This window comes from Dactylosporangium sp. NPDC048998, assembly GCF_043197855.1.
Taxonomy (GTDB): domain Bacteria; phylum Actinomycetota; class Actinomycetes; order Mycobacteriales; family Micromonosporaceae; genus Dactylosporangium.
On record NZ_JBICTV010000007.1, the window covers coordinates 274,542 to 287,416 of the forward strand.

Here is a 12,875-nt window from a genome sequence, read left to right on the forward strand (position 1 = left end):
CAAGAGCCCGGTCATGCTCGCGGGCGTGCAGGTCGGCGCGCTGGAGCTCGAGTACTCGGCCTGGTGCGGCGCGGGCTGGGCCCGCCTGTACCTGTACCCCTCCCGGCCGACCATGATGGGCAGCGTGACCGTGGAGTCGCCCGATGGCCGGCTGTCCGCGATCGGCAATCCGCTGGTGAAGCAGAGGCCCATCTTCACGAACGTCATCGTGGTCCCGTCCGGCGGCTGCCTCGGGGCCCAGGGGACCGTGTCGGCGACCGGGGCCGTCCCGGTGAGCGCCGCCATCGCCTGCCAGGCACCGCCGGCCTCGTAGCGCGGCCGGCCCAGGCGCAGATCAGGACCATGTCGCCGGCCCCCATGTACCGCCAGGCCGTGTCGTTGGCCGTGTCGTCGTCCAGCGTAATCTGGATCCAGCCGCTCGAGTGCTCTGGATCGGACCCTCAGCCGGCGGCCGTGAACACGGCGAGCCGCTTGGCCGCGGCGGCGAGCGCGGTGCGGCCGGTCGCGGCCACGGCGAGCCCAGGGATCGCGGGTCGCGTGCCCGGCGCGTGGCCGCCGGCCCGGGCGGCGGCGACCGCGAGGTCGATCAGGTCGGCCACGCCCGGCCGGGGCGGGGCGGCGAGCAGCGGTGGCAGCGCCGCGGCGGCGATCTGCCATGCCGCGTCGTGGGCGCCGCCGCGCAGCGCCTCGGTCAGCGGCGCGACGATCCGGCCGAGCACGATGAGGTCGGCCAGCGCGAGGGCGGCGACCTGCGCGCCGACCTCGCGGCCGTCCCAGCCGGGCCGCGCGGCGCGGGCGAGCACGGCGTCCCCGGCCGCGATCCGCACCGCCGTGCGGTGGTTCGCCAGGGTGTACGCCAGGACGAGCGCCATCGCCGGACCATCCGGCCCGTCGGCGGCGGCGAGGCCGGCGAGCACCTGCGGGTCCAGGCTGCGGTGCTCGAGCGCCGCGGCGACCTGCGGCTGCAGGTGCGCGGCGGCGACCTCCGGGTGGGACGGGGTGATCATCGGCCACAACGTCAGGTCCGGGGCGGGCCACTGGTACACCACACGCTCGGCGGCCGGGCGCGGGTCCGCGACCTCCTCGGGCAGGCCGGCCGCCTCGAGCATCGCGACCCGCTGGCTCGGCAAGTGCGGCCGCGCGGGGATGTCCTCGATCCAGGTCACCGGCTCGGGCGGCCCGTCGTGCAGCCGCTGGGCGAACGCGAGCCCGGCCGGCGAGGCGAGGCGGTCCGCGCCGGCGCGCACGGCGGCGCCGATCTCGCGGGGCATGCGCAGCAGCGCCTGGGTGAGGTCGGCGGGGCCGGGCTGCCGGCCGTCCTGCTCGGCGGCAGCCAGCAGCGCGAGCACGCGTTCGGGGTCGACGTGCCCGGCGACGGTCGCCGGGGTGGCCAGCAGCGCGGGCGGCGGGTCGGTGGCCAGCCGAGCGGCGAGCTCGGCGAGCCGCGAGTGCACGAACCTCGACAGCGGCGGCGCGCCGACCGCCTCCGCGGGCCGGGGGTGCGGGACCGGGTTCCCGGTCGCGGCGGCGATCAGCTCCGGCCAGAGGCCCGGCCACCGCGGCCGGACCGGCCCCAGTGCGCGGACGGCGGCGCCGCGGTCGCCCCGTGCGGCCCGGGCCAGGCCGTCGAGCAGCAGCTCGTGCCGGATCGGGTCGTGCTCGGCGGTGCCCAGCCACACGGCCAGCTCGGTGGCGAGGCCGTCGAGGTCGAGCGGCCCCGGCATCGCCGCGGGCGGGTCGGCGACGAGCGGCGGCGGGGGCGGTGGGGCGGCGGCGGTCGCGCCCAGCAGGGCGGCGAGCCGCTCGGCGATCTCGCCGTCGAGTGCCGCCACCTCGCCCCGCAGGCGGTCTTTCGCGGCCGGGGTCAGCCGCGGGGCTACGAGGTCGAGGGTGGCAGCGGCGAGTTCGGTCGCCGGGTGGTGCAGCCCGGCGACGATCCCGTCCGTCAGCTCGGGCAGCAGCTCGTCGAGCGGCTGCCGGCGCAGCCAGGCGAGGTGGGCGCGGACCAGCTTCTTCTCCGGCCGCGACAGCACGAGCAGGGTCACCTCGGCGATGGTCGCGGCGTCCAGCGGCGCCTCGTCGTGCAGCGCGAGCAGCCCGGCATGGGCCAACCCGGCGACCGTCGAGCCGGGCGCGCTCAGCAGCCCGGCCAGCTCGGCGCGGTGCCCGTCCAGCTCGCCGGGGCGGGGCTCAAGGCCGGTGAGCAGCGCGACGTACGGCTGGAGCAGCCCCGGCCGCCCACCCGCGAGCAGCCGCCGCAGGCAGCCGGCGATGAGGGTCGCGCGCGGGACGCGCCCGATCGCGGCCAGCTCGAGCAGCGCCGGGGGCCAGGACCGCCCGGCCTCCCCGGCGACGAGAGCGGCGGCGACGCGGTCGTCGTCGAAGAGGTACGGCAGCACGGCGTCGAACCACGGGTCGGCGGCCAGCAGCGGCGCGAGCGGGCGGCCGCGCCACATCGACACGTACTGTGCCACGGCGGCCGGATCGTCCGGCAACCCCTCGCCGACCGCGCGCAGCAGCGCCTCCGTGAACGGCCACGGCGTGGCGGCCGAGCGGGCTCGTCGCGCCATGCCACGGGCGAGGGTCGTGCACCACGCCGCGCCGCGGACCCGCAGCAGCGGCGCCGCGGCCTCGGCCGGCAGGACCAGCGCGGGTCCGGCGCTCCACGGCCGGTGGGCGGCGCGGATCACGTCGGCGGCCTTGGCCGTGCACGCCGCGATCGCCATCGCGCGGGCCGCCCCCCGGCGCGCGGTGTGCCGGCGGGCCGCGTCCCACGCCCGCCGTTGCAACACCCACTTCTCGGTGCCGCTGCCCGGCTCCCAGCCCGTGGAGCCGGGCTGCCCGAGGTATGCGTGCACCTCCTCGATGTCGCCGGGCGGCTCGGGGTGCTCCGGCGTGGGGAAGAACATGAACGCGAACCCGTCCGCCGGCAGCGCCACGAGTCGCGGCTCGGCGGCCGCCGGCGGGTGGGCCTCCAGCGGCGCCAGCAGTGCCGCCCGCGCGCCGTCCCCGGCCCCGGCCAGCAGGTCGGCGAGGCCGTCGAGGTCGGCCTCGTCGATCCGCGCGCGCACCTCGCGCCACAGTTCGTCCACGGCGACCCATCGTGCCAGCGCCCGCCGTGGCTCGCTGTCCCCCGGCCAGGCTCCGGCGGCCGTACGGCCCGTGCCGCCGGGCTACTGCGCCGCGATCTGGATGAGGTTGCCGCAGGTGTCGTCGAAGACGGCGGTGGTGACCGGCCCCATCGCGGCCGGCGGCTGGGTGAACACGACGCCGGCCGCGACGAGCCGTTCGTATTCCTTGTGCACGTCGTCGACCGCGAACGACGTCCACGGGATGCCGTCGGCGACGAGCGCGTCCCTGAACGGCTTCACGGCCGGATGGTTGTCCGGCTCGAACACGAGCTCGACCCCGTCGGGCTGCTCGGGCGACACGACGGTCAGCCAGCTCACGCCCTCGCCGAGCGGGACTTCGGTCTTCTTCACGAACCCGAGCACCTCGGTGTAGAAGCGCAGGGCCTTGGCCTGGTCGTCGACGAACACACTCGCCAGGTTGATCTTCATCGGGACTCCTTCGGGCGCCAACGGTCGACGATGGCCTCCAGCGGGCCGGCGTCGATGTGGTGGAACTTGTACCGCCCCTCGCGCCGGGTCCGGACCAGGCCGGCCGCCTCGAGGACCTCCAGGTGCTGCGAGATCGCCTGCCGGGACGAGGTGATCGCGTGCTTCATGGCCAGCCGGCTGCACAGCTCGAACAGCGTCTGACCGTCACGCTCGGTCAGCTCGTCGAGGATCGTGCGCCGGGTCGCGTCGGCGAGCGCCCGGAAGACGTCACCGTCCGCCACGCGGTCCAGCATATGCAAGTGGCAGCTTGCCTATCAACCCGGGAGCCGTCGTGACGCGCCGTCGGCACGACGTCAGCGTCGCGCCGGCACGGGAAGGGCCGGCTGCTCGCCGGTCCGGGTCGGGATGGTGACGAGCAGGGACGTGCCGCCGTTCGGCGGGCTCGTCATGACCATGTGCCCGCCCAGGGTCTCGACGCGGTCCCAGAGACCGGTGAGTCCGGACCCCCGGGCCGGGTCGGCGCCGCCGACGCCGTCGTCGCGGATGGCGAGCCGGAACATGTCGGGCTGCGTGGTGACCTCGACCTGGACCACCGACGCGCCCGAGTGCCTCGCCGCGTTCGTCAGCGATTCCGACACGACGTAGTACGCGGCGATCTCCACCGGTGCGGGTGGGCGGCGGTCGGCCTCGACGCGCAGTTCGACCGGAACCGCGGATCGGCGGGCAAGCATCTTGAGCGCCGGCACCAGGCCACCGGTGGCGAGGACCGCCGGATGGATGCCCCGCGCCAGTTCCCGCAGGTCCGTGGCGACCTCGGTGAGGCTCGTCGCCGCGTGCGCCATGTGCGCCCGCAACTGCTCGGCCGGCAGCTCGGCCTCCTCGGCCGCCCGGAGTTCGAGGCTGATGGCGATGAGGTGCTGCTGCGCGCCGTCGTGCAGGTCGCGTTCGATGCGCTGGCGCGTCTCGTCGGCGGCGGTGGCGATGCGCGCGCGGGAGGCGACGAGCTGGCTGCGGCTGTCGGCGTTGGCGATGGCGGTGGCGGCGAGGTCGGTGAAGTCCGTGATGCGCGCCTCCGCGTCCTGCGGCAGGGGCTCGGGCCGGGCGGAGGTGACGATGATGGTGCCCCACAGCCGCTCCTCGACGAGGATCGGCACCGCGACCGCTGAATGGATACCCAGCTCACGCCTGCGCGTGCTGACAGGATCGGCGCCGGAGTACGAGTCGGCCCGCACGGGGCGGCCAGTGCGCCGCACGAGCTCGGCAACGCTGCCGGTCTCGAGCTTGCCGCTCTCGTACGGCGCCGCGGCCGGCCCGCGGCTGCCGGCCAGCGCCATCAGGCCGGGCTGGTTGGTCGAGACGATGGTGACCGAGTCATCGGGCTCGTAGTGCAGCAAGGTCGTGTGGCGGTTGTCCAGGAGCCGGCTGACTTCCGCGGTGACCGCGTGAAACACCTCGGCCGGACTGACGGCACGCGCGACGAGGGTCGCCACCCGACGCAGTGCGGCCTGCTGGGTGGCGAGTGCCTGCAGCTCCTCCCCTCGCGCGGCGAGCGTGTTGACCATCGCCGCGCGTTCCCGTGCGGCGTGCAGCAGCGATGCGAGCGGCGGGACCACGCGCTGCCGCAGGCGCTGCACCTGCCGCACCGGCAGACCGGCGGGCACGTGCAGCGTCCCCAGCAAGGTCCCGTCGTGCTGGAGCGGGAACACGGTCTGCCGGGCATCCGCATGACCGGTCCCGCCGCCGGCGACCCCGTCCGGAAACGCGGCGGTCCCGTCGGGGGCCGCGGCGACCGCGCCGGGAAACGTGACGACCCCGTCCGGGGAAGTGGCGACGGCGTCGGGGACCGACGGCTCCGGTTCGATGGCCGCCATGGGCAGGTCGAGTGCGTTCCTGATCTGCTGGGCCACCGCGGGCAGGACCGAGTCGACGTCGTTGTTGTTGTTGAGCAGCAGGCGGGCCATGTCCGCGGTGAGATCGGACTCCTGGGCCCGTGCGGCCCGCATTCGGGACTGGTCCGCCAGCGCGCTGGCCACCGCCGCCACGCCGATGAAGACCACGATCGGCGTCACGTCCCGGATGTCGGAGTCGAAGAGGTTGCTGATGGGATGGACGTAGAAAAAGATAAATACGCCGACGCTCGCCAACGCCATGGACACCCCGAGCCACAGCCCCCAGACGATCGAGACCACCACGACGCCGAGGAGGTAGATCACGCTAGGGGTGGACTCTTTCGTGAACGCGTGCAGGGGGTAGGTGAGCAGGGTCTCCAGCACCAGAAACAGCAGAGCGACCGAGATCCCCAACCACTTCGACGGGGGCGTCGGCCGCACCAGGATCGACAACGGGCTCGCGCGCATATTGCCACTTTAGTCCGGTTCTGTACTACCGCCTCCGCGCCGCGGCCGCGGTGACCGGCGGCGGGGAACGACGACTACGCACGCCCGGTCTCGAGGGCGCCGCGAATCGTCTGCGCCGACAGTTCCGCCTTGTCCACGAACGCGACGGCGGGACTGTCCTGGAGAAGATCGATCATCTCGTCCCGGTCGTGACTGGAGATCAGGATGACCCGGACCGCCCACCGGCCGGCCTGAACGTTCGCCTCGATGCGTTCGGCCAGCGTGAAACCGCTCTCCGCACCCAGGTACACGTCCACGAGGACGACATCCGGCCGGAGGGCATCCATCTCGGCAATGGCCTGCGCGCCGTCCTGCGCCACACCTACGACGGATATCCCTTGGCTGGACAACGCCCGCTCGGCCGCCGCGAGAAACGCGACCGAGTCGTCGACTATGAGACACCGGATGCCCATCGAACCCAGCCTCCCGGCCGAACCAGCAGAGGCTTCCGCAAACTGCGGACAACCTCCGGCCAACCGTAACGCGTGCGCAACGGCGGATGCATTCCAGCCAGGCCGCGCAGCACGCCACCGACCGTTGGCGCTTACTGTCACATCCCCACAGGGCGTCGAGCCCGGCAATCTCTAGTTCCCTCACCGGGCCGTCCTAATCCCCCATCATCGGGCGAGGACCGCGGTGAACCGCGTGAACGCCGACGCCAGAAAACTACAGGCCGGCCCGCCGGCGCCGATCAAGGAAACGTAGGACGGTTCCGGAACACAGGGCGGGCAGACCGGTGAGCACCACCACGGCACAGGACGCGCAGCCGGCGTGCCCACTCACGGGAACGGCGTCGTTTGCCGCGATAAGCTGATCGGAGGCGTCGTGTCTTGACGCGAGGTGGATGGGCGGTCGCTGATGCGGGCGCGCCTGATGGCATTGATCCTGAACCCGAAGCCGCCGCCGTTTGCGCTCGGGCTGCTGGTCGCCGCGGTGCTCATCACCGTGGAGACGTTGCTGCTGTTCGCCCTGCGGCCGGGAACGCCGGAGGGCGCCAGAAGCGTGGTGTACCTGTGCGGTGTCCTGATCATCTCCAGTCTGTGGGGCGCCGGGCTCGGCATCCTGACCTCGGTGCTCAGCGCGCTCGCCTTCAACTACTTCCACGTTCGCCCCTACTGGACCTTCACCCTCGTTCCGCGGCGGGATCTGCTCAGCGCCGCGGTCTTCATCGCGGCCGGGCTGTTGACCAGCTTCCTTGCGAACCTGGCCCGGGCCCGTGCCGCCGAGGCAACGGAGCGGCACCAGGAGGCCGACCTCGCCGCCGAGCTGGCCCGCCGGATGCTGGGCGCCGACAGCCTGCGTTCGGTCCTCGGTCCGGCGTCCCAGCGGATCGCGGAGGTGTTCACGCTGCGCTCCGCGGCCATCGAGCTCGGGGCGGTCTCCAGGGACGAGGGGCGGGCTGCGTTGCCGCTCTGGGATCACGAGACGCGGCTGGGCACCCTGCTGGTCCCGGCCGAGCTGGCCGAAGGGACGCTCGATCGCCTGCGGCAACGGGTGGTTCCGTCGCTGGAACAGCTGCTGCGCGCGGCAATCGACCGTGAGGGGATGACCAACTCGCTGCGGGCCAGCCGTGAAGAGGCCACCATGCTGATGGAGGAACAGGCGGCGTTGCGGCGGGTGGCCACCCTGGTCGCGCAGGGATCCACGCCGGCCGAGGTGTTCAATGCGGTGACCGAGGAGCTGCGCGAGATCTGCGGCCCCCAGAACACGGCGCTCATCCGCTACGAGGTGGACGGCACGGGCACGCTCGTCTCGGGCCGCAACGAGCCCGGCATCGTCAATCTGCCGGCCGGGACGCGCATCGGGCTCGAGGGGGACTGCCTCTCCGGGATCATCCGGCGCACCGGAAGCTCGGCTCGCGTGAGCTACGACGGCGCCCCGGGTTCCACCGCCGCGATGCTGCGCGAGAAGGGCATCCGTTCGGGGATCGGCGTCCCGGTCATGGTCGAGGGTCGTCTCTGGGGCGCCGCCCTCGTCACGACCACGTCGCCCACGCCGATATCGGATGCCGCCGAGGCGCGCCTCGTCGACTTCACCAAGTTGCTCGCGACGGCGATCGCCAACGCCGACAGCCGGGCGCAGCTGACCGCCTCCCGTGCCCGCGTCGTCGCCGCCGCGGACAACACCCGCCGCCAGCTCGAGCGTGACCTGCACGACGGCACGCAGCAACGTCTCATCTCGCTCGCCCTCCACCTGCGCTGGATGGAAGCGTCGGTGCCAGCGGGCTGCGACACGATCAGGGAGGAGCTGTCACTCGCCGCCAACGGCCTGACCGACGCCTGCGACGACCTGCGGGAGATCTCCCGGGGCCTGCATCCGGCGATCCTGTCCAAGGGCGGGCTGGGCCCGGCGCTGAAGGCGCTTGCCCGCCGCAGCCCGATTCCGGTCGAGCTCACCCTGGACATCGACCGGCGGCTGCCCGAGCGGATCGAGGTCACCGCGTACTACATCGTGTCCGAGGCACTCACCAACGCCGCCAAGCATGCTCGGGCGAGGCTGGTGCGCGTCGACGCCGAGGCCGGTGACGCGGCACTCGGGCTCTCGATCCGAGACGACGGCGTCGGAGGAGCCAACACCGGCAGCGGTACCGGACTGATCGGCCTGCAGGACCGCACCGAGGCACTCGGCGGCAAGATGGAGGTCGTGAGCCCGATCGGCGGCGGCACGACGCTCAGGGTCAGCATCCCGATCGACCCGATCGCCGCGGTCTGAACGACGACCACCGGGTTTCGCCGGGCGCTTCGCGGGTATGCCGCGCGCCATGTGGCGGAGCATCCTGGCCGGCGCGGCCGCCGGCGCCGCCGGTACCACGGCCCTCAACGCGATCGGCTACGCGGACATGGCGTGGCGCGGCCGGCCCGCGTCGACCGCGCCGGACCGGACCGTCGAGCGGCTCGCCGAGCGGCTCGACCGGTCCGTGCCCGGCGAGGGCGAGACCCGCAGCAACCGCGTCTCGGGCCTGAGCGGCCTGTCCGGCACGCTCACGGGCGTCGGCATCGGCGCGGCCGCCGGACTGCTGCGCGCGTGCGGGGTCCGCATCCCGCCGGCCGCGGGCGCGGCGGTGATCGGCGCGGCCGCGATGGCCGCCACGGACGGCTCGATGGCTGCCCTGCGCGTGAGCGACCCGCGCACGTGGTCGACGAAGGACTGGGTAAGCGACGCCGTCCCGCACCTGGCGTACGGCGCGGTGACGGCCACCGTCCTGGACGCCCTGACCCGGCCGCGGACCCGGGACCGCTCACGCTGATCCCGGCCCGACCGCAACGGACATGCCACCGCATCAGGACTGGACCTTGGCGGCCGGACCGATGTTTGACGACGATGACCGGGTGCCCCTCCCCTTGATCGTTGTCACCCCGCTCCAGCCGGACGACCGCGCGACCTGGGAGGAGCTCTTCCGCGGCTACAACGCCTTCTACGAGCGGACCTGGCCGCCGGAGAACTACGACCGCACGTGGCAGCGATTCCAGCAGGGCGATCAGATCCATGCCCTCGGCGCCCGGCTCGACGGCCGACTGGTCGGCATCGCCCACTTCCTCGTGCACGCCAGCACAACCTCACCCGACGTCTGCTACCTGCAGGACCTGTTCACAGCCCCGGACGCCCGGGGCAAGGGCGTCGCCCGAACGCTGATCCGAGCCGTCGAAGCATGGGCCCGCCAGCAGAGCTGCGCTCGGCTCTACTGGCACACCCAGCAGCACAACCACACCGCCCGCCGGCTCTACGACCAGGTCGCGGACTTCCGCGACTTCATCCTGTACGCGATGCCGCTGTAGCCGGCTTCCCCGCGCACGCGGGGGTGGGTCCGTGGCATCCGATGGTCGAGGCGTGGTGGAAGCTGTGTTCCCCACCGCTCACGCTTTGTTACGCGGCGCCCGGCTCGGCCACCGCATCCGGCTGCGGCTGTGGCTGGTAGATGTCCGGCTCGACGAAGATCAGGGTCGCGATCGGCACCGCCGCCCGGATGCGGGCCTCGGCGCTGTTCGTGGCATTGCTGATCTCCTCGGCGACCGTGCCGGGCGCGACCGTCACCTTCACCGCGACCAGCAGCTCGTCCGGGCCCAGGTGCATGGTCCGCAGGTGCACGATCCGGTCGAACAGCGGCTCGGTCAGCAGCGCCTCGCGGATCCTGGCGATGTTCGCCTTCGACGCGGCCTCGCCGATGAGCAAGCTCTTGGTCTCCATCGCCAAGATCACCGCGATCGCCACGAGCAGGGCGCCGATGACGAATGTGCCGATGCCGTCGAAGACCGCGTTGCCGGTGATCACCGTCAGGCCGACGCCGAGCAGGGCGACGACGAGACCGGTGACGGCACCGGCGTCCTCGAGCAGGATGGTCGGCAGCTCCGGGGCCTTGGCGTGGCGGATGAACTGCCACCAGGTCCGGTTGCCGCGCGTCTCGTTCGCGGACTTCGCCGCCGTGATCAGCGCATACCCTTCCAGGCCGATCGCGATCACCAGGATGATCACCGCGACCAGCGGCGACGTGAGCGCCTTCGGCTCTGTGATCTTGTGGTAGCCCTCGTAGAGCGCGAACAGCCCGCCGAGGGTGAACAGCACGATGGAGACGATGAACGCGTAGATGTAGCGTTCGCGGGCGTAGCCGAACGGATGCTGCTCGTTCGCGGCCTTCTTCGCCCGACGCCCGCCGACGAGCAGCAGTGCCTGGTTCGTGGTGTCGGCCAGCGAGTGCACCGCCTCCGCCAGCATCGAGGACGACCCGGTGATCAACGCGGCGACGCCCTTGCTCACCGCGATGCCCAGGTTCGCCGCCAACGCGGTCAGCACCGCCCTGGTACTGCTACCTTCCGCCGCCACAGACACCAACCTCCATATCCGATTGCCCGTCTGCATCGACCGGGCCGATCACCAGTGTCGCAGGCGGGTCACAGCCCGGCCGGACAGGCCAATGGCCGCACCCTCTTCGCCGGGGCCGTGTCGGCAGCGGACCGGGATCGGTCAAGATGAGTTGTGCGCACGACAGCGACCGTCCGACGCATCGGCATCGGCTGCGGCACAGCCGCGGCCGGACTGCTCACCGCCGCCTACGCGGCCACCGACGCCACGATGATCCTCGCCGTGGTGGCGCTGGCCGTCGCCGCGCTCATCACCCAACTGCCCCGGCCTGTGCTGCCCGCCGCCGCGCGCCCGGGCCGCCGCGACCGGCTACTGCTCCCGCTGACCGCGAGCGTGGCCGCGTCCACCGTCGCGGCACTCACCGTCGTGTGGGCGGCCGTCACCCCGGAAGGGCCGATCCCCTGCGTCGGCCCGTCCAGCAACGCCCGCGTGGAAATCATCGCCGCCCTCGCCGTCCAGCTCATCGCCGCGACCGTGGTCCTGCGCGCCGCCGACCGCCAGCGAGGACGCGCGTCCTGGCGGGCCTACCTGCGGCACAACCCGCGCATCCGGGCGTCCCTCGCCGTCGCGCTGCACCTGGCCGCGCCCGCCGCGACGCTGGCCACCCTCGCCGGAGCCACCGCGTGCCGCCTCAGCCAGACCTGGCTGCTGGACACCGTCGCCGCGGGCACCGTCGCCGCCGCGATCGCCGGCGTCGACCTGCTGCTCGTGGTCCGGCTCGTCGGCCTGGCCGTCCTCGCCCCCGCCAGGACTGCCGACACCGACGGGATCGAGCTCGCGCTGCTGGCCGCCGACATCCGCTCCGTCACGCACCTGCACGTGGTGCACGTAGCCCACGACGAGCTCATGGTCACCGCCCGCGTCGGCCTGCCCACCGACGCCGACATCGCCGCGACCCTGCACAGCGCCCGCGCGCACATCCAGGACTTCGTCCCCACTGCCCGGCACATCTACCTGCAGCCCGAATCGCTGCCCTGACCGAACCGGCCCCGACCTGCATCGCGGCTTCGCCGAGTCAACGTTCGTTCAATGTTCGCGAAGGGGAATCTCCACGTACACGTCGGGAAGTCCTGCTGCCGGCCAGGCGACGATGAGGGCGAGGATGTCGCCATCGAGCCTGCTCAATGTGAACTCGATCGTGGAGCGGAAGACGCGGCTCCCGCCGTAGGCCGAACCCCCACCCGGCCGAACCCAGGCCGCGTCGCGGTCGTGCACCACTGCGACGGATGCCCCGGGGCCGTGTGCTCGCATCTGCTCGGCAACGTCGGCGATGGCATTCACGGCGCGCGCTCGTTCCCCGTCGGCCACGCTGAGGATCTCCATCGACAGGGCGTCGCCGACCGAGGTCAGGCGGGTGAGCACGACGGCAGCGTCATCGCGGCGGCTCAGTACCTGTGGCATCGCGACAATCCGCCCCGCCTCGACGGCCAACGCCTCGGTCGGGACGGCGGCGATGCGATGACGCAGCGAACTCGGTGGGCGCCTCACATCCAGCGGCGCGTCCCATATCGAGACGGTATTGCGCTCGACCGTCGCCCGGTCCGGCAGGGACAGCTCTACGACGGTCTCCGCAAATCCGATCTCGGGCCACGCCAGCACCACCGACACGTGGTCGAACAGCGGCGGAAAGCGAAGCACGGTGTGCAGACTCGGGCCGTTCCTGCCCTCGAAGTGGTCGCCGCTGCTCGACGACCACGACCCGAACTCCCAGTGTGCGTGCCCGTCGTGATCGAGCCATCCGACCCGCAGGTCGATGCCCTCGTCGAACGGCGGCAGAAGCCGGCGCGGCGCCATCGGCGGCGCGCCCCGCCCCGCGCGGATGTCTGCCTGCCGTTCGGAGGCGTTGCGCCGGTCCAGCGGCCGGCGTGCGAGCAGCTCGAGCTCCAACCCGGTGGGCCGGGAGACTGCGCGGACAATGCCGACGCTCAGCTCGGGTCTTTCGACCACCAAGCCGCCGTGATGTGCGAGCACCCCCAACGTCTCAGCCACGGGCATGCGTCATGCCTAACGCCTCCGCCGTGCGCCTGGAAGTACTGACCATCGCCGGACAGCAAGTGACGTG

General features: G+C 72.8%; 12 protein-coding genes. 5 read left to right on the plus strand and 7 right to left on the minus strand.

The window, feature by feature from the left end; translation table 11 throughout:
* Positions 1–13: 13 nt before the first annotated feature.
* Positions 14–313, plus strand: a complete 300-nt coding sequence (locus ACGFI8_RS20065) for a hypothetical protein (protein ID WP_392806821.1) — start codon at positions 14–16, stop codon at positions 311–313.
* A gap of 127 nt (positions 314–440) precedes the next feature.
* On the opposite strand, the gene ACGFI8_RS20070 is transcribed toward ACGFI8_RS20065, so the two are convergent.
* From ACGFI8_RS20070 to ACGFI8_RS20090, 5 genes are all read right to left on the minus strand, one after another.
* Positions 441–3,092: a hypothetical protein gene (locus ACGFI8_RS20070; RefSeq protein ID WP_392806822.1), complete on the minus strand. Its 2,652-nt coding sequence runs from the start codon at positions 3,090–3,092 to the stop codon at positions 441–443.
* A gap of 81 nt (positions 3,093–3,173) precedes the next feature.
* A complete protein-coding gene (locus tag ACGFI8_RS20075; RefSeq protein WP_392806824.1) occupies positions 3,174–3,560 on the minus strand; it encodes a VOC family protein in 387 nt (128 codons plus the stop codon).
* A complete protein-coding gene (locus ACGFI8_RS20080) occupies positions 3,557–3,853 on the minus strand; it encodes an ArsR/SmtB family transcription factor (protein WP_392806825.1) in 297 nt (98 codons plus the stop codon). The genes ACGFI8_RS20075 and ACGFI8_RS20080 overlap by 4 nt, the downstream gene beginning before the upstream one ends.
* Positions 3,854–3,913: 60 nt before the next feature.
* Positions 3,914–5,917 (minus strand): DUF4118 domain-containing protein, encoded by a 2,004-nt coding sequence (locus ACGFI8_RS20085; RefSeq protein ID WP_392806826.1) that lies wholly within the window; start codon positions 5,915–5,917, stop codon positions 3,914–3,916.
* A 74-nt stretch (positions 5,918–5,991) separates the two neighbouring features.
* Positions 5,992–6,369, minus strand: coding sequence for a response regulator (locus tag ACGFI8_RS20090; protein ID WP_392806827.1), 378 nt, complete (start codon positions 6,367–6,369; stop codon positions 5,992–5,994).
* 460 nt (positions 6,370–6,829) lie between these two features.
* Between ACGFI8_RS20090 and ACGFI8_RS20095 the strand changes: the two genes are divergently transcribed.
* The 3 genes from ACGFI8_RS20095 (at position 6,830) to ACGFI8_RS20105 (ending at position 9,732) form a co-directional block, all read left to right on the plus strand.
* On the plus strand, positions 6,830–8,668 hold the full coding sequence (locus ACGFI8_RS20095) for a DUF4118 domain-containing protein (RefSeq protein ID WP_392806828.1): 1,839 nt from the start codon (positions 6,830–6,832) through the stop codon (positions 8,666–8,668).
* Positions 8,669–8,717: 49 nt separating this feature from the next.
* Positions 8,718–9,203, plus strand: coding sequence for a hypothetical protein (locus ACGFI8_RS20100; RefSeq protein ID WP_392806829.1), 486 nt, complete (start codon positions 8,718–8,720; stop codon positions 9,201–9,203).
* Positions 9,204–9,285: 82 nt separating this feature from the next.
* Complete coding sequence (locus ACGFI8_RS20105; protein ID WP_392806830.1) at positions 9,286–9,732, plus strand: GNAT family N-acetyltransferase; 447 nt, start codon at positions 9,286–9,288, stop codon at positions 9,730–9,732.
* 88 nt (positions 9,733–9,820) lie between these two features.
* Here the strand turns inward: ACGFI8_RS20105 and ACGFI8_RS20110 are convergent, their stop codons facing one another.
* Positions 9,821–10,810 carry a cation diffusion facilitator family transporter gene (locus ACGFI8_RS20110; protein ID WP_392806831.1) on the minus strand — a complete coding sequence of 330 codons (990 nt, stop codon included), beginning with the start codon at positions 10,808–10,810 and terminating at the stop codon, positions 9,821–9,823.
* A gap of 117 nt (positions 10,811–10,927) precedes the next feature.
* Between ACGFI8_RS20110 and ACGFI8_RS20115 the strand changes: the two genes are divergently transcribed.
* A complete protein-coding gene (locus ACGFI8_RS20115) occupies positions 10,928–11,791 on the plus strand; it encodes a hypothetical protein (protein ID WP_392806833.1) in 864 nt (287 codons plus the stop codon).
* Positions 11,792–11,839: 48 nt separating this feature from the next.
* Here the strand turns inward: ACGFI8_RS20115 and ACGFI8_RS20120 are convergent, their stop codons facing one another.
* Positions 11,840–12,808, minus strand: a complete 969-nt coding sequence (locus tag ACGFI8_RS20120; protein WP_392806834.1) for a hypothetical protein — start codon at positions 12,806–12,808, stop codon at positions 11,840–11,842.
* Between the last annotated feature and the right edge of the window lie 67 nt (positions 12,809–12,875).

Coding starts and splice junctions, on each gene's coding strand:
- ACGFI8_RS20100 (WP_392806829.1), top strand. CDS start 8,718: ATGTGGCGGAGCATCCTGGCCGGCGCGGCCGCCGGCGCCGCCGGTACC.
- ACGFI8_RS20085 (WP_392806826.1), bottom strand. CDS start 5,917: ATGCGCGCGAGCCCGTTGTCGATCCTGGTGCGGCCGACGCCCCCGTCG.
- ACGFI8_RS20095 (WP_392806828.1), top strand. CDS start 6,830: ATGGCATTGATCCTGAACCCGAAGCCGCCGCCGTTTGCGCTCGGGCTG.
- ACGFI8_RS20075 (WP_392806824.1), bottom strand. CDS start 3,560: ATGAAGATCAACCTGGCGAGTGTGTTCGTCGACGACCAGGCCAAGGCC.
- ACGFI8_RS20065 (WP_392806821.1), top strand. CDS start 14: ATGCTCGCGGGCGTGCAGGTCGGCGCGCTGGAGCTCGAGTACTCGGCC.
- ACGFI8_RS20090 (WP_392806827.1), bottom strand. CDS start 6,369: ATGGGCATCCGGTGTCTCATAGTCGACGACTCGGTCGCGTTTCTCGCG.
- ACGFI8_RS20120 (WP_392806834.1), bottom strand. CDS start 12,808: ATGCCCGTGGCTGAGACGTTGGGGGTGCTCGCACATCACGGCGGCTTG.
- ACGFI8_RS20110 (WP_392806831.1), bottom strand. CDS start 10,810: ATGCAGACGGGCAATCGGATATGGAGGTTGGTGTCTGTGGCGGCGGAA.
- ACGFI8_RS20080 (WP_392806825.1), bottom strand. CDS start 3,853: ATGCTGGACCGCGTGGCGGACGGTGACGTCTTCCGGGCGCTCGCCGAC.